The sequence below is a fragment of the Psychroflexus gondwanensis ACAM 44 genome, assembly GCF_000355905.1.
Taxonomy (GTDB): domain Bacteria; phylum Bacteroidota; class Bacteroidia; order Flavobacteriales; family Flavobacteriaceae; genus Psychroflexus; species Psychroflexus gondwanensis.
On sequence record NZ_APLF01000003.1, the window covers coordinates 331,144 to 348,630 of the forward strand.

The 17,487-nt window shown below is 35.4% G+C and carries 9 protein-coding genes; 7 read left to right on the forward strand and 2 right to left on the reverse strand.

What is annotated here, in order from left to right; all coding sequences use genetic code 11:
* Positions 1 to 45 precede the first annotated feature (45 nt).
* Entirely contained in the window at positions 46 to 1,905 is a 1,860-nt protein-coding gene (locus PGOND44_RS03645) for a T9SS type A sorting domain-containing protein (protein WP_003436786.1), read from the forward strand.
* A 78-nt stretch (positions 1,906 to 1,983) separates the two neighbouring features.
* Here PGOND44_RS03645 and PGOND44_RS03650 read toward each other — a convergent pair whose 3' ends face one another.
* On the reverse strand, positions 1,984 to 3,612 hold the full coding sequence (locus PGOND44_RS03650; RefSeq protein WP_040555740.1) for an acyl-CoA carboxylase subunit beta: 1,629 nt from the start codon (positions 3,610 to 3,612) through the stop codon (positions 1,984 to 1,986).
* A 182-nt stretch (positions 3,613 to 3,794) separates the two neighbouring features.
* On the opposite strand from PGOND44_RS03650, the gene PGOND44_RS03655 reads away from it, so the two are divergent.
* Both PGOND44_RS03655 and tamL read left to right on the forward strand, forming a co-directional pair.
* Positions 3,795 to 8,855, forward strand: a complete 5,061-nt coding sequence (locus PGOND44_RS03655; RefSeq protein ID WP_003436796.1) for a translocation/assembly module TamB domain-containing protein — start codon at positions 3,795 to 3,797, stop codon at positions 8,853 to 8,855.
* Between the two features lie 8 nt (positions 8,856 to 8,863).
* Positions 8,864 to 11,146 carry a translocation and assembly module lipoprotein TamL gene (tamL, locus tag PGOND44_RS03660; protein ID WP_003436799.1) on the forward strand — a complete coding sequence of 761 codons (2,283 nt, stop codon included), beginning with the start codon at positions 8,864 to 8,866 and terminating at the stop codon, positions 11,144 to 11,146.
* A gap of 10 nt (positions 11,147 to 11,156) precedes the next feature.
* Here tamL and panB read toward each other — a convergent pair whose 3' ends face one another.
* Entirely contained in the window at positions 11,157 to 11,975 is an 819-nt protein-coding gene (gene panB, locus PGOND44_RS03665) for a 3-methyl-2-oxobutanoate hydroxymethyltransferase (RefSeq protein ID WP_003436812.1), read from the reverse strand.
* Between the two features lie 87 nt (positions 11,976 to 12,062).
* On the opposite strand from panB, the gene PGOND44_RS03670 reads away from it, so the two are divergent.
* The 4 genes from PGOND44_RS03670 (at position 12,063) to PGOND44_RS03685 (ending at position 17,452) form a co-directional block, all read left to right on the forward strand.
* Positions 12,063 to 13,235 (forward strand): GlmU family protein, encoded by a 1,173-nt coding sequence (locus PGOND44_RS03670; RefSeq protein ID WP_003436814.1) that lies wholly within the window; start codon positions 12,063 to 12,065, stop codon positions 13,233 to 13,235.
* A 328-nt stretch (positions 13,236 to 13,563) separates the two neighbouring features.
* Positions 13,564 to 14,481: a YihY/virulence factor BrkB family protein gene (locus tag PGOND44_RS03675; RefSeq protein WP_003436816.1), complete on the forward strand. Its 918-nt coding sequence runs from the start codon at positions 13,564 to 13,566 to the stop codon at positions 14,479 to 14,481.
* Between the two features lie 171 nt (positions 14,482 to 14,652).
* Complete coding sequence (gene rpsA, locus PGOND44_RS03680; RefSeq protein WP_003436818.1) at positions 14,653 to 16,482, forward strand: 30S ribosomal protein S1; 1,830 nt, start codon at positions 14,653 to 14,655, stop codon at positions 16,480 to 16,482.
* A gap of 130 nt (positions 16,483 to 16,612) precedes the next feature.
* Complete coding sequence (locus tag PGOND44_RS03685; protein ID WP_003436820.1) at positions 16,613 to 17,452, forward strand: alpha/beta fold hydrolase; 840 nt, start codon at positions 16,613 to 16,615, stop codon at positions 17,450 to 17,452.
* The last annotated feature ends 35 nt before the right edge of the window (positions 17,453 to 17,487 follow it).

Below are 17,487 nucleotides of genomic sequence, written 5' to 3' on the forward strand. Positions count from 1 at the left end.
TTAAGCGAGTAATATTTAGCTTTAGAAAATCATAAATTTATAACCATGAGATATTTTTACTTTTATTTATTCCTTTTAGGAAGTTTTATCTCCTCAGCACAAGGCTTAACAGGAGAATTTACAGTTGGAGATTTAAATTCTGACTATGAAACTTTTACTCAAATGATAGTTGACCTACAAGCAGAAGGTGTTGGAGATGGAGGTGCTACTTTTACAATAGTTCCAGGAACTTATTCCGATATATTGACTTTAGAGTCAATACCAGGGCTTTCTGAGACTTCACCTTTAATTATTACAGCAGAACCAGATTCAGTTTTTTTTGAAATTATTGGAACTTCCTCTTCAACAGATGCCGCTTTTACGATTAATGCCTTAAGTTACATTACATTCGAGAATTTAAATATTAGAGATATAAGTGATGCAGGCAACGAACTGGAAAGAGGTTTTAGTTTTGTAGGATCCTCTTCTGAGGGATGCTCATTTAATATCGTAAGAGATTGTTCTATTTTTTTAGGGGCAAATGGTGCAAGACCACTAACTTCAACACGAGGAATTCGCTTTGTCTCTGATGCAAGTAGCCAAGAGGCTACTAATAGCAATAACCTTATTGACAATGTTTCTATAGACAATTCTGGTAGTGGTATTCAAATTTTAGCTTCCGCGGACTTTTTCGGAAGAGTTGATTTTGAAGACACAAATAATCAAATTATAAATAGTTCATTCGGAAGTAATACAAGCTTAGGTCACGATTTAAGTAGTGGTTCTTTTGGGATTAATACTCTAGGAAATAAGGATATGTTAATCCAAAATAATGTTTTTGAAAGTATTACCAACTTAAATGCTTCTCCTGTTCTTCCTGTGAGCACAAGCGCTATAAGTATTGACTCAGGCTCAGGAGAAATTAGTCAGAATACAATAAACTATGTGGAATATGAAGGAACTATAGGTTCTACTTATGGAATGAAAGTAAGTACTATTTCCGGAGATTCAACAGTAATTGCCAATAATAAAATTTCTGGACTTGTGAGGAGTAATTTCACAGCTTCAACATCAGATCCTAGTTTATATTTATTTGGAGTTTGGGTTTTCGAACAAGATGGAAATGTAGGTTTAACAAGGTTATTACATAACACTATAGTATTGGAAGCGGAGGAGGCCGTGAGCTATCCTTCCGCAGGAATACAGTTAAGAAGCGGATCTTCTGGTCAACCTCCAGCAGAAGTGTTCAATAATATTATTACAAATTCTATTTCAACTGAAGATGAAGCGTATAGGTCTTATGCTTTAGTAGACGGTAATAGTGACAGAGGTTTTTTGGTATCAGATTACAACCTTTTATTTGCAGATGGTGTGAATGGTTTCCTAGGTAGTATCGGTCGTCGATTGGGAGAAACTGAGCAATTCACGAATGACCTAGCAGAATTTATTAGTTTTTCTGAAACCAATGAAAATAGCGTAAGCTTTTCTCCTGTGTTTCAAGATATAGCATCAAATGATTTTAGTATTTCACCTGATGTAGATAATCCTCTAGACTATATTGTACCTAGACTGGAAGAAATCGACCAGGATATATTGGGTAATCTCAGAGAAGATGTAGAGACTTATCTTGGTGCCTATGAAGGAACTGTTTTCTTAACAATTTCTAACATAAATCCAGATGGAAATATTACAGTTTATCCAAATCCAGCTTCTCGTTTTATTTCTTTGGAATTACTTGGATTATCTATAGATGAAAATACATCTATGAAAATATTTAATATGAACGGTCAGTTAGTTTTTGACACTTTAATCAAAAGTGAAAATGACTTATTAAATATAGGAATCAATAATCTAAGTTCAGGACTCTATATTTTAAAAGTAAACACCGAGTCAAAATTATTCACCGAAAGATTTGTAGTGGAGTAAATCTTTAAATAAAATCCATAAAAAAGGCGCTACCGGTAATAATCGTAGCGCCTTTTTTGTTTAAAAATTTTAGAAGAATTAAGTCTGAATCACCCCTAAATTAAAATCTTTAGTAATAGGGGAGTGGTTGGCGATTTCTATTCCATTCGAAATCCACTTTCTAGTGTCTAAAGGCTCAATGACGGCATCTGTCCATAGTCTTGCCGCAGCATAGTATGGACTTGTTTGGGTATCGTAATCATTTTTAATTTTATCGTAAAGTTCCTTTTCTTTCTCTTCGGTAATTTTCTCTCCTTTAGCTTTTAGTCGAGAGGTTTCGATAGATAATAGGACTTTAGCTGCGGAGTTTCCACTCATCACAGCCAATTCTGCACTCGGCCATGCAAAAATTAATCTTGGATCATAAGCTTTTCCACACATGGCATAATTTCCTGCGCCATAAGAATTACCAATGATGACTGTAAATTTTGGCACTACAGAATTACTCACCGCATTTACCATTTTGGCACCGTCTTTTATAATTCCACCATGTTCACTTTTGCTCCCTACCATAAATCCAGTCACATCTTGGACAAATACTAAGGGAATTTTCTTCTGATTACAATTGGCTATAAATCGTGTAGCCTTGTCGGCAGAATCGCTATAGATCACACCTCCAAATTGCATCTCCCCACTTTTAGTTTTCACTAGCTTCCTTTGGTTGGCAACAATACCAACGGCCCAGCCGTCAATTCTGGCGTATCCTGTTATGATAGTTTGGCCGTAGCCGGCTTTATACTCATCGAATTCTGAATCGTCTACAAGACGTTCTATTATAGGCGTCATATCGTATTGGTCACTTCTTTTAGCAGGAAGCAAACCATAGATTTCTTTCGGATTTAATTTTGGTTTCTTTGGTGTTTTTCGGTTAAAACCAGCCTTATCGAAATCACCAATTTTATCAACAATTCTTTTAATTTTTGTGAGTGCATCTTTGTCATCTTTAGCTTTGTAATCTGTAACTCCACTAATTTCGCAGTGTGTTGTTGCTCCGCCTAAGGTTTCGTTATCGACACTTTCACCAATAGCTGCTTTTACAAGATAACTCCCGGCTAAGAAAATACTACCTGTTTTATCTACAATCATTGCCTCATCGCTCATAATGGGTAAATAAGCCCCGCCAGCAACACAGCTTCCCATCACCGCAGAAATTTGCGTGATTCCCATGCTACTCATCACCGCATTGTTCCTAAAGATTCTTCCAAAATGCTCTTTGTCTGGAAAAATTTCATCTTGCATGGGGAGGTAAACTCCAGCGCTATCTACTAAATAAATAATTGGCAGTCTATTTTCAATTGAAATTTCTTGAGCTCTCAAATTCTTTTTTCCTGTAATAGGAAACCAAGCACCTGCTTTTACTGTTGCATCGTTGGCTACAACTATGACCTTCTTGCCTGAAACTTTGCCAATTTTAACCACAACGCCGCCACCAGGACAACCCCCATGATCTTCGTACATTCCGTCTCCAGCAAAGGCTCCTATTTCAATACAGTCTTTAGCATCGTCTAGAAGAAAATCTATACGTTCTCGGGCAGTCATTTTTCCTTTACTGTGGTGTTTTTCTATCTTTTTTTCACCACCACCTAAACTTACTTTAGCAAACCTGCTTCTTAAGTCAGAAACTAAAAGCTTGTTGTGATCCTCGTTTTTATTAAATTTTATATCCATGAATTGGGCAATATTGGTTGAACTGCTAAAATACAAAACCAATCTTATATTTCTTAATCGATTTCGTATACTCTGTTTTAAATTTTGCTTCAAAGTATAAATTAAGCTATTCACCTAAAATTAAATGGAATAAGCGACCCAAGAATCACTTGATATTTTAAATTTGGCAATTATTTTATACAGTGACTTCGAAAATCTCAACTTCAAAACCCTTACTTAAAAAAATTCTCCGAATTTTTGCTAGAATAGTTCTATCTATTCTTATCCTTTTTATTCTACTTATCTTGTTTGTGAGAAGCCCTTGGGGGCAAGACATTATTATTGAGAAAGTGACTCACTATGTGAGTGAGAAAATCGATGCTAAATTTGAAATAGGTAAACTCTATCTGACGTTTTCTGGAAACTTAACTTTAGAAGATCTTCTTTTGGAAGATACGTCTCAGGATACTCTTATCTATTCAAGGTATCTAGAAGCAGATGTTCCTATTTACCCAATTGTTTTTGGGAACCAATTTAAAGTTGATTTAGTGGATTGGAAAGGCTTAAAAGCCAATGTGAGTCGAAAAGACACTGTTGAAGGCTTTAATTTTCAATTTATTATCGATGCTTTTGCGTCATCTTCAGAAGAGAAACCAACAAATAAGAAGAAAGCAGCCCCTTTGGATATTTCTATAGGAGTTGTTTCTTTTGAAGAATTTCAATTGTCCTATCAAGATGAGGTAACAGGGATTGATACAGAGCTCATCTTAGGCAAATTTTCTTTAAAGAGTAAATCAATTGATCTAGAAACGATGAAGTTTCATTTGTCTGAACTCAATTTGGAGAATACGAGTATTACTTACGACCAATTCAAACCCTTGGTAAGCGAGAATACTCAAGAGGAGTCGGCTCTGCCTTGGATTATTGTTGATGATTTAAGTATAAAAAAAGTCGATTTGAAGTATAATTCTATTCCTGAAGACACCAAGGCTGACGTCTTTTTGGATGAATTTGCCTTATCAAATTTAGACGCCAATTTAAATCTGCAAACTATTTCACTTCAAAATCTTGTGTTACGAGACAGTCAGTTTGCTTTGGAAGTGAATTCAAATCTTTCTGAATCTAAGGTTGAGCTTACTGAAACGCCCCCAAAACCCAATGAATTGTTTTCATGGCCAAAATGGACTGTGGAAGTTGATGAAGTTGATTTTGTGAATAATAATATAAGCTTCCTTCAAAATGGAAAACAGCCCGTTAAAGGTGAATTTTCTGCAGAAGCTATTTCAATTAAAGATTTGAATTTCAATGCCGAATCCATTCTACTTTCTGAAGAAGAAAAACTCAGTTTTAGTCTTGATAATTTTCAATTTAAGGAAGAAAGTGGAATTGAATTAAAGGAATTTAGAGTGGATGCTAACTTAAATTCAAATGAAATTGAACTCAATGATTTAAAACTCGAAGTCAATAAAAGTTTAGTTTATGCGGATTTAATCTTGAATTACGCTTCAATCCAAGCCTTAATTGACGATCCCTTACAATCTACTTTTAATCTTAAGGTTTCCGATTTACAATTAAATGTTACAGATGCTTATCTGTTTTCACCAGAATTGAAATCCAATGCTCAAATTAAAGCACTGGCCAGTCACAATTTTAAAGGAAATTTTGAAGTAAACGGGAGTCCAAAGGCGATGACTATTTCAACTTTTGACCTCAACTGGGGAAAGGATACGCGAGTGAAGCTAGCTGGAACCTTAGAGAATGTAACGGACATTGATCAATTGAGCTTTAATTTTGAAAGGTATACGGCACAATCTTCTCAAGCTGATATTTCTAAATTCATTTCAGCTAAAGAGTTAGGAATTTCGATCCCTAAAAGGGTCTTATTAAAGGGAAGTTTAAAAAAAGAGTCTAAAGGATTTTCAACAAACAGTCAATTTGTCATCCCAGAAGGAATTATCAAACTCAATGGTAATTTCCAAAGTGAGCCCCTTTTAAAATATGCAATAGATCTAGAGGTTAACTCTTTAAAGCTTGGTGAATTATTGCAAAATCCAGACGTGGGCAATCTTTCTTTAAGGCTATCCTCTAAAGGCCAAGGCCAAACCATAAATGATCTTACTGCGGAGTTAACTTCCACTATTGACAGCATCCGTTGGAATACTTACACCTTTTCAGGATTAAATATCGAAGGCGTGCTTAAAAAAGGTAAAGGTGATGTAAAGTTTGACTACAGTGATGAAAATCTTCAAATGGAGTTCGTTTCAGAGTTAGAGTTGGACTCCATTTCTTCAAAAGTTGATATTGTCTTTGATTTAGAGGGAATAAGAACTCAAAATCTGGGGCTTACAGAAAAGGACCTAAGAGCAAAAGTTTTAGCCAATATCCAATTTGAAGGAAATTCCACTCAATTTGAATTCGATGCACAATTGAAAGATGGCTTAGTTGTTTATGACCAGAAGCCATACTATTTAGGGAATTTTGAATTTACATCTGCAGTGGATTCTACAAAAACCACTGCAGATATATCTAGCCAATTCTTAAATGGAAGTTTAGAGGCTAACGCAAGTATAAATCGAATTTCAAAAGCATTGGGGAATCATTTCGAAAGCTATGCTAAAGATTCCTTATTAATGGAGAACCCAAAAAAACCTGTAAAACTGAAACTTAATCTGTCTTTTATAGAGTCCCCCATACTCTCCGATATCTTTCTAGAAGGTATCCAAGAAATGGACACCTTGAGATCTACAATTAATTTTAACGAGAGCAACGAGAAATTAACAGCCAATCTGAATTTGCCCCATATCAATTATCAGGGGAACGAAATTCAAGGACTTACTTTTGATTTTAATTCTGAAGAAACGACTGCCGAGTTCAATTTGAATTTCGATAATATTCTTGCTGGGCCTTTAGATATTGCTGCAACTGAGATTTCAGGTAAATTTTTGGATAAAAAATTGGATTTAGACCTTAAGGCCTTTAAAGACGAAAAAGATTTTTTCAATTCTACAGTACATATCGATTTTGAAGAGAATGGTCTTTACCGTTTGTCTGTGTCTCCAGAAAATTTAATTTTAAATGGATCCTCATGGTCTATATTAGAAAACAATGAAATCGTTTATCAGCAAGACAGTCTAAAAATAGCTGATTTTAAGCTGAGTAGAGATGCACAAGAAATTGTCATCGATGATAATTTTGATGTGGAAAAAACCAATGTAGGTATCGATTTTAAAAATTTCAAATTGTCTAGTATTACCAGCTACTTAAATCCAGATGAAACTTTGGCAAGCGGGAAGTTGAGTGGTAAGTTTATTATCATTGAGCCATTTACTTCTAAAGGTTTGCTTTCTAACTTAAAAATTGAAGACTTTAAGATCATTCAAGTCCCGATAGGTAATTTTAATCTTCAAGCGGAAGCAAGGTCTGAAGAAGATTATGAGCTTAATGTCAGCTTAAAGGATGGCGGTATAGATTTTAATATGGACGGTCTTTATCATACCGACGCCAAGGAGTCCAATGTTGACTTCGATTTTGTTCTCAATAAACTCGAACTTAATATTATTGAACAATTTACTCCAGACTATTTGAAAGATACAGAAGGGAAAGTTGAAGGAGAGTTCAAGATTAATGGTAAACTGGATAATATAAACTATGCTGGTTTCTTAGCCTTTAAAGATGCTCAATTCAATCCCAAGACATTGAATACTATATTCAAACTTAAAGATGAAAGAATCGATCTAAAGAATGGAAAAGTGAGTCTATCCAATTTCACTATTCAGGATGAAGATGGGAATAAATTTACAGCCAATGGCAGTGTGGGCTTGGAAGAGTTCACAAATCCAAAATTCAATTTAAGCTTTGATGTTAAAAACTTCCAAATTTTAAATTCTACCAGTGAGGACAACGATTTATACTTCGGTAAACTCATATTTGACGCCACTGCAAAGCTTAGTGGCGACTTGGATTTTCCTAAGGTCGATCTCAACCTAACGGTAGATGGGAAGTCGGATCTAACATATATAGTTCCAGAATCTCGGGCTTCTATAGTAGAACGCGATGGTATAGTGATTTTTGTAAATAAAGAAAATCCAGACGATATTCTAACACAGCAAAAAGAAGATGCTACAGATGCTGTTATTTCTGGAATTGAGTTAAAGAGCACTATTAAAATTCAGAAGAAATCTAGAGTCAAAGTAGTCATCAATAAAAGAACTGATGATAATGTAAGTATAAAAGGGGGTGGTGATTTTAAATTTGATATTGCTAGAAATGGGGATATGAATTTGGTTGGAAAATATGAAGTTTCTGAAGGGAGCGTAGAACTCAACTTTTACAATATTGTGAAGAGAAAATTTGAAATAGCTCCCTCAAGTTCTATTTCTTGGAATGGCAATCCTTATAATGCGGATTTAGATTTGAGAGCTATTTACAATATCGAAACGTCTGCAAGTTCCCTAATGGCTTCACAAACTGCTGGAGAAAATGCAATCATACAAAATCGATACAAACAGCAACTTCCTTTTATGGTGTATATGGCTGTAGGAGGAGAATTGATGTCGCCAGACTTATCTTTTCAACTAGACATGCCCGAGGAGAGCCAGGGTGCCATAAATGGTTCTGTATACGGTAGAATATCACAAATCAATCAACAAGAGGATAAACTCAACAAACAGGTCTTCTCGTTACTGGTGCTTAATAAATTTTATCCAGAATCTGGCAGTGATGGAAGCCAAGGGGGTGCTACATCTATGGCTAGAGACAATCTAAACCAAGCTTTGTCCGATCAACTCAATACCTTTTCCGATAAACTGACGGGGAATACAGGTATAAATCTCAATTTTGATCTCAATAGTTATACAGATTATCAAGGTAGTGATGCCACGGGAAGGACCGACCTTGATGTTACAGCCCAAAAGAAATTATTGGATGATAGGCTAGTAGTGGAGGCAGGGAGCCAAATGAACGTTCAAGGTAGCCAAAGGCCAGGGGAAAGTCAAGCTGCTCTAGGAAATGTAAGTATAGAGTATTTATTGACAGAAGATGGGCGATGGAAATTACGAGGCTTCAGAAAAAGCGAGTATGAAAATGTTATCGATGGTCAAGTCTTTGTAAGTGGTATTGCTCTAATTTTTACCAGAGAGTTTAATAAGTTTAAAGTACTTTGGGATGAAGCCTACAGGAAATCTTTAAAGGCAAAGTCTGTCGAAAATAAAAGAGTAAAAAATAAAGAAGAAGAGGTTAAAGACCAAGAACCCGATAAACAGTAAAAATGACTATGCTCAGAAAAAAATCAACACTATTATTATATCTATACTTCATTCTTCTTGTAGTGTTGACTTCCTCATGTAGTGTTAATAAGTTTTTACCTGAAGACAAAACTTTGTTTACAGGAGCAGAAATAGAAGTTAATACGGAGGAGGATAAGGAGATATCCGAATTAAAATCGAAGTTAAATTCAGCAATAGAAAGAAATACTAACTCCAAGTTTTTGGGGATGCGTCCAGGTCTCTATTACCATTTTAAAGCCCAAAGAGAAAACCCTGGTTTTATTAATAAGTTTCTCAATAAACAGATAGGAGAGGATCCATATTATTTTGAATCTTTTGATATTGATGCAGATGAAAATATTCTTACTAATCGATTACAGAATAGTGGTTATTTTGGAAGTAAGGTTACCTCTACTGTAGAAAGAGATTCTACAGATAGGTCTACATCGGTGAAGTATAGTATTGATTTAGTAAAACCCTACCGATTGAAGTCTTATTCACTCCAAAAGACTTTAGAGGATACCCTAACTATATACAAGGACATACAATCCTCATTACAAAGCTCTATTATAAAAGAAAATGGTCTTTTTGATTTGACTCAACTAAAGGCAGAACGAGATAGGATAGATTTATATTTGAAGCAACGGGGGTACTATAATTTTAATTCAGATTTTTTAATTTTTGAAGCAGATACAAATCGGTACGATCAACGAAGCTTCGACTTATTTTTGAGACTTAAAACTAAAGTTCCCAAAAAATCATTGGTTCCTTATGTTGTCGATGAGGTTAATATCTACCCCAATCGTTCGCTGTCCAGTGAAACAGAGATAAAAGATACTACAAATTATATGGGTTATAATTTTATTCAGGACAGCGTTTTTTTTAAACCAAAGCGCTTGGAGCCTTATATTTTGATTGAGCCAGATAAGGCTTACAATCCTAAAACTTCCAAATATACCAGTAGGCGATTATCTTCTATACAGACCTATAAATTTGTGAATATCAATTATACAGAAACAGATACGGTTGAAGATAATGTGGGGAACAGGCATCTAAAAGCAGATATCTACTTATCTCCTTTGAATAAGAGATCATTAAGGTTGGAATTACAGGCAGTCACTAAGTCTAATAATTTTTCTGGACCAAACTTAAGTGTGGTGTACTCCAATAGAAATCTCTTTAAAGGAGGAGAACTACTCCGGTTATCGGCTAGTGGCGGATACGAGCAGCAATTTTTTGGTAAAACTGATGATCAAGGATTAAGCAGTATTCAACTAGGTCTAAATGCCTCAATTTTGTTTCCAAGATTAATTTTTCCGATAGATCTTAGTGAGAGTTTTGAATATGCTATTCCCAAAACCAAAGTTAGTCTTAGTTTGGATCATTTAAACAGGACTCAGCTTTATACGTTAAATTCTGTTTCCTCATCCTTTGGCTATTTGTGGGAAGGAAACACCTATGTTACTCACGAATTAAGACCTATTAATATTCAATATGTGAGCTTGGGTAAAACCTCAGATGAATTTGATCAAATCTTAGATGAAAATCCATTTTTGAGACGAAGTTTCGATCAACAGTTTATTGCTGGGTTAACCTATAACTTTACTTACGACGAAATTGTGGATCAATCTAAAAGTGGAGGTCTTTATTTTGGAGCAAACTACGATATGGCAGGCAACGGTTTAAACTTTTTAGGGTCCGAAAATGAACAAGGCAAAAATACTTTTCTAGGTTTAGAATATGCGCACTACATCAAAGCCGATTTAGAACTCAGATACCATTTGAAGTTGGATAATGATCGTCAAAAACTGGTAGGTAGAATTTTTGGTGGAGTCGGTCAACCCTTAGGAACCACTCAATCTTTACCTTTTGTAAAACAATTTTTTTCTGGAGGTCCTTATAGTGTCAGAGCTTTTAGAATACGCTCTTTAGGACCGGGAACCTATTCTCCAGAGGATGGGTCTAACTCCTTTTTCGACCAATCTGGAGATATTAAATTGGAAGCCAACTTGGAATATAGGTTTCCTATAACTGAATATCTTAACGGCGCCTTTTTTGCAGATGCAGGAAACGTATGGCTTATGCAGGAGAACGAAGCTCTTCCAGGAGGAAGGTTTTCTTCAAGTTTCATCAATGAGTTGGGAGCTGGAGTAGGTTTTGGGTTAAGAGTAGATATCCAAGGCTTTGTGATAAGGCTAGATTTAGCATCTCCTATAAAAGAACCAACTGCATCTTGGAATTTTGATGCTTCAAGCCCAGTGCTCAACTTTGCTATAGGATACCCTTTTTAAAAAACTAAAGCTAATACTGTTCTTGATCGCTAGGAAACTTTGCAGCTTTTACATCGCTGTTATACTGTTGGATAGCGTCTGTCATTACCGTATTTAAATCGGCATAACGACGCAAAAATCGAGGACTGAATTCTTTATTCATGCCCAACATGTCGTGTAGAACGAGAACTTGGCCGTCGACACCTGCTCCTGCGCCAATGCCAATAACAGGGACCTGAACACTTTCAGCAACTTCTTTAGCTAATTTGGCAGGAACTTTTTCAAGAACTATCGCAAAACAGCCTACCCTTTCCAGCATTAAAGCATCTTCTTTCAGTTTTTGAGCTTCATACTCTTCTTTAGCTCTTACGGTATAAGTGCCAAATTTATAAATAGATTGTGGGGTTAACCCAAGATGACCCATCACGGGAACCCCCGCTTTCAAAATACGTTTTATGGAATCTTTTATTTCACTGCCTCCTTCCATTTTGACAGCATGAGCTCCACTTTCCTTCATGATTCTTATGGAAGAGCGCAATGCCTCTTTAGGATCACTTTGATAACTTCCAAAAGGAAGGTCTACGACTACCAAAGCTCTTTTAACCCCGCGAATTACTCCAGAAGCATGATAGATCATTTGGTCTAAGGTTATTGGTAAAGTAGTTTCATGACCAGCCATCACGTTGGAAGCAGAATCACCAACCAAAATAACATCAATTCCTGCCTGGTCCACAATTTGGGCCATGGTAAAATCATAAGAAGTCAACATTGAAATTTTCTCAGCATTCGCTTTCATTTCTATTAAAGACTTTACAGTAATTCTCTTATATTGCTTTTTGGCTACTGACATAATTTTAATTTTATTTGGACAGCTAATTTAGTTATTTTTAATCTCAGGCTCAAACGATTTCTTAACTTGGTTTAAAACCTTCTTCCTATGAATTATATTCTCTTTGACGATCACCTTCATCAACAGTTTTTACCCTTAACTTATACTAGACCAGTATCGGAGCTTCGTTTGGGAATTCTTACCCTTAAAGAAAAATGGGAACACTACTTAAAGACCTCAATTTCATATAAAACTGAAGCCTATTTGGCCCCAAAATACACGGAACATGTAGAGAGTGAAAACCTGTATATAAACTCTCGATATTTACCTTCAGAAGCATTGTTAACGGCTATTAAAAACTTGGAATTCGGTCAAGTTTTAAAACACAAAGGCATTGTTCTTGCCTATTTATTGAAGAAGGAAGAAAGTATTGACCTGTCTACTTTTAAAGTCGTCCAAGTCGATTTTGACGTAAATTGTATTGAAACTGTTACGGACCTGTTTTCAAAAAACCATACTGCGATACGTTCAGATTTTAAATTATTGACTGAAGGGAGAACTTCACAGCCTATCCCAGATACGGTGACCTGTTTCAACAAGGAACACATTTTTATAGAAGAAGGAGCAACGCTTTATAATGGTACACTAAACGCAACAGAAGGCCCAATTTATATCGGTAAAAACGCAGAGGTAATGGAGAATTCAGCCATTAGAGGACCCTTTGCACTTTGTGAACATTCCACTATAAAAATGGGAGCTAAAATTTATACAGGAACTACTGTGGGTCCACATTCCAAAGTAGGTGGAGAGGTAAGTAATTCAATGATTCTGGGCTATTCTAATAAAGGTCATGATGGATTTTTAGGTAATTCTGTTATTGGTGAATGGTGTAACCTCGGCGCAGATACCAACACATCCAACCTCAAAAATAATTATACAAATGTAAAATTATGGGATTACCAAAGCTCTAGGTTTAAAGACACTGGGCTTCAGTTTTGTGGATTGATAATGGGAGACCATTCCAAATGCAGTATCAATATGATGTTTAATACCGGAACTATTGTTGGCGTGAGTGCCAATATTTTTGGATCTGGATTTCCACGTAATTTTATTCCTAGCTTTAGTTGGGGTGGAAGTCAAGGGACCATGACTTATAAATTGGAGAAGGTGTTTGAAGTTACAGAACTAGTAATGCAGAGACGCGGCATACACCTGTCTGAACTAGATAAAGGCATACTAGAGCATGTTTTTATGTTCACTAAAATACATAGAAGAGATTAGTTATTTTATAGAAAAATAAGGAATTTAAAAGTAACAAATTGGGTGAAAGAGATTTACCTTCGCATCTTATACCTACTTAAACCAATAATGTCGCAATGAATCGTTTATTTTAGCTTGCTTTTTATCAAAAATAATTACCGTAACTAAGGCTATACTAACTATTTTTAACTTCAATCAATCAAAAACATATGCTGAGCAACGTCGTATTATAATTCAATTTATGTATACGACATTATAAACTTAATTTAGTAGTATTAATTTTATAAAACCAAATGCGCAAAGTATAAGATAGATTTTTCTTTTGCTAATTAGCATCGATCAATATTAAATGAATAAAAAAATAAAATCTTTTTTAAAATTAAAGTATCCTAAAATTTTAGTAGATGCTATAAAGGATTTTACGTCTAATGAGTCTTTGAATTTTGCGGCAGGAACAGCATTTTACACCATCTTTAGTTTACCTGCTTTTCTGATCATTATCCTTAACCTTGGCGCAAGCCTATATCAAAGAGCGGAAATTAAAGAACAGCTTTTTGCTCAAATCACCAATCTGGCAGGTGAGGAGTCTAGGCAAACCCTAGAAAACATCTTAGAAAATTTTGCTCTAAATTCAGATAGTGCCATATCTGCGACTGTAGCGATTTTAATACTTATTTTTAGTGCAACTACTGTTTTTATTAGCCTTCAAAAAGCCATTAATCATATTTGGCATATCAAACCGAAACCAAATAGAGGTTGGTTAAAACTTGCTATCGATAGGCTTTTGAGCTTTTCTGTTGTCCTCTCTATAGGTTTTATATTGGTCGTTTCCCTTGTGTTGGATGCCATAGTCTCCTACACCTTTGGAAAATTAGACGGTGTTTTTCCTGACCTTAATATCGAATTGATTTCTATTGTTCAGATTATAACATCTCAACTTATTCTTATTGTCATTTTTGCGTTGATGTATAAAATTCTACCAGATGCTAATGTTCGATGGAAAGATACGTGGACTGGTGCCATCATAACAGCGATCTTATTTATTGCTGGGAAATTCCTTATAGGTCTGTATATGAGTACAAACGACCTAAGTTCTACTTATGGTGCAGCGGGTTCCCTAGTTATCCTTCTTATTTGGGTGTATTACTCAGTGGTCATTTTTCTATTTGGAGCTCAAATCACTTATTATGTCGCTGAACAAATAGGGGGAGGAGTGGTAGCAAAAGCACAAGCTGTAAAAGTTAAAGAAATAGAAGTCGAAGATTAATCTTTAAAATCTTTCCCTAAACTTTTGATTATCAAAAAATAGCTGTATTTTTGCAATCCTTTTATACGCAATACAGGAAACATTTAAAAGGTTGATTTTAAACAATTTAATCTCTTCTGTGAGTTTGCTTGAGTTTCCTGGACAAACAGAATACAAATTTTTAATCAGCATATGGCTGAAGATAAACAAACAAACGAGCAACAATCTGTTGCAAATTCAGAGGAGCAAACTCAAAAAGCAGCTACTTCTGAACAACAAGAAAACCCGAAACAATTTCTTGAAGATTTCAATTGGCATAAATACGAAGAAGGTATTGATGAGGTTGATGATGAGCAATTGATGCAATTCGAAAAATTGGTGGAGGAAAACTTCGTAGACACTTTACACAACGAAGTGGTCGACGGAACAGTAGTTCACTTAACCGATCAAGATGCTATTATTGACATCAATGCAAAAAGTGAAGGTGTAATTTCTCTTAATGAGTTCCGTTACAATCCAGATCTTAAAGTTGGTGACAAAGTAGATGTTCTTATCGATATTAAAGAAGATGCAGAAGGTCAACTTATCTTGTCTCACAGAAAAGCGAGAGTTATTCGTGCTTGGGAGCGTGTTAATAAAGCTCAAGAGGACGGTACTATCGTAAACGGTTTAGTGAAATGTAGAACTAAAGGTGGAATGATTGTCGATGTTTTTGGCATCGAAGCGTTTTTACCAGGTTCTCAAATTGACGTTAAGCCTATTCGTGATTATGATGCTTACGTAGGAAAGAGCATGGAATTCAAAGTGGTTAAGATTAATCATGAATTCAAAAATGTTGTTGTTTCTCACAAAGCGCTTATCGAAGCGGATATTGAAGAGCAGAAGAAAGAAATCATTGGTCAACTAGAAAAAGGACAAGTTTTAGAAGGTGTTGTGAAAAACATCACTTCTTACGGAGTCTTTGTTGATCTTGGTGGTGTTGATGGATTGGTCCACATTACAGACTTATCATGGTCTAGAATTAATCATCCAAATGAGGTGGTTGAACTTGATCAAAAATTAAACGTTGTTATCCTTGATTTTGATGAAGATAAAACAAGAATTCAACTAGGTCTAAAACAATTACACAAACATCCATGGGATGCACTTGATGAAGGTCTGAAGATAGGTGATGTTGTAAAAGGAACTGTAACTGTAATTGCAGATTATGGTGCATTTATCGAAGTTGAAGAAGGTGTTGAAGGTTTAATCCACGTTTCAGAAATGTCTTGGAGTACTCACTTAAGATCGGCTCAAGATTTTGTAAATGTTGGTGACAAAGTAGAAGCTAAAATCCTTACTCTAGATAGAGAAGACAGAAAAATGTCATTGGGTATCAAGCAACTAACGCCAGATCCATGGACAGATATTACTACTAAATATCCTGTAGGTTCTAAACATGTTGGACAAGTAAGAAACTTTACAAACTTTGGAGTTTTTGTTGAACTTGAAGAAGGAATTGATGGGTTAATTTATATTTCTGACTTGTCTTGGACTAAGAAAATCAAGCATCCATCAGAATTCTGTAAAGTCGGAGATCAACTTAATGTTGTTGTCTTGGAATTAGATGTTGATGGACGTAAGTTAAGCTTAGGACATAAACAAACTGAAACTAATCCTTGGGATAAATATTCTGATGAGTTTGCAGTAGGGTCTAAACATACAGCTTCTGTTACAGAGATTGTAGATAAAGGGGCTACAGTAGATTTTAACGAAGATGTAACCGCATTTGTACCACAACGTTACCTCGAGAAAGAAGATGGAACGAAACTGGCAAAAGGCGAAGCTGCAGAATTTATCGTAATTGAATTCAATAAAGAATTCAAACGTGTTGTAGCATCCCATACATCAGTCTTTAAGGAAGAAGAAGCTCAGATTGTCAAGAAGGCTGCTAAAAAGTCTGAAGATGAATCTAAGAAAACTACCTTTGGAGATGCTAATGCTGAATTACAAGCATTAAAAGATAGAATGGAAAACAAATAGTTATAAAGTTTGTTACATACTTTATTAAGCCTGCTCTTTTCGAGCAGGCTTTTTTTTTGCTTAGGGTTAAATTTTTTAAAATTTAAATCTAGCCTTTATCATTTTCTTTATATTACATAAAAACAGCATTATGTCCGAAATGAACACATCATCTTTAGAAAATTCGAAGGCAATTAAACTATCCTACAACGATTATGGTAAAGGGCAGCCCGTTATTCTTATTCATGGTTGGCCATTAAGCCAAAAAATGTGGGAATACCAGGTTGAAGCTTTAGTCCATTCAGGCTATAGAGTCATAACCTACGATCGAAGAGGCTTTGGAGAAAGCTCTAAGCCTTGGGAGAACTACGATTATGATTCTCTTGCTGAAGACTTAAAGGATTTGATAGAAACTCTTAAACTTAAAGACAGCATACTCGTCGGTTTTTCTATGGGTGGAGGCGAAGTTGCTCGATATATTGGTAATTATGGAACTGCTTCCGTATCCAAAGCTGTCCTTGTTTCTGCTGTCACACCATTTATGATGGATACTGAAGATAATAAAGGTGTCGATAGCTCTGTTTTTGAAGGAATGAAAGAAGGAATATCTAAAGATAGACCTCAATTCTTCAAAGACTTCGGGAAAAATTTCTATAATTATGAAACTTTCAAAGGGGAGAGAATAAGCGAAGCAATGCTTGAGTTTACTTGGAATTTAGCTATGCAAGGTTCGCGTAAAGCTACTTTGGATTGTGTAGATAGTTTTGGTAAAACAGATTTTAGAGAAGATTGTAAGAAGTTTGATGTGCCAACCTTAATTGTTCACGGAGATGCAGATCAGATAGTTCCGGTAGAGGTGTCTGCGGAAAGGGCTAAAGGTTTGATTTCTGGTGCTCAGCTAAAAGTTATTAAAGAGGCTCCACATGGACTAGTGGTGACTCACCATTCTGAGTTCAATTCAATTTTGCTTAATTTTCTTAAAGCAGAGTAAAGCTAAATTACGATAGAGTCACAAAAAATGCCGCT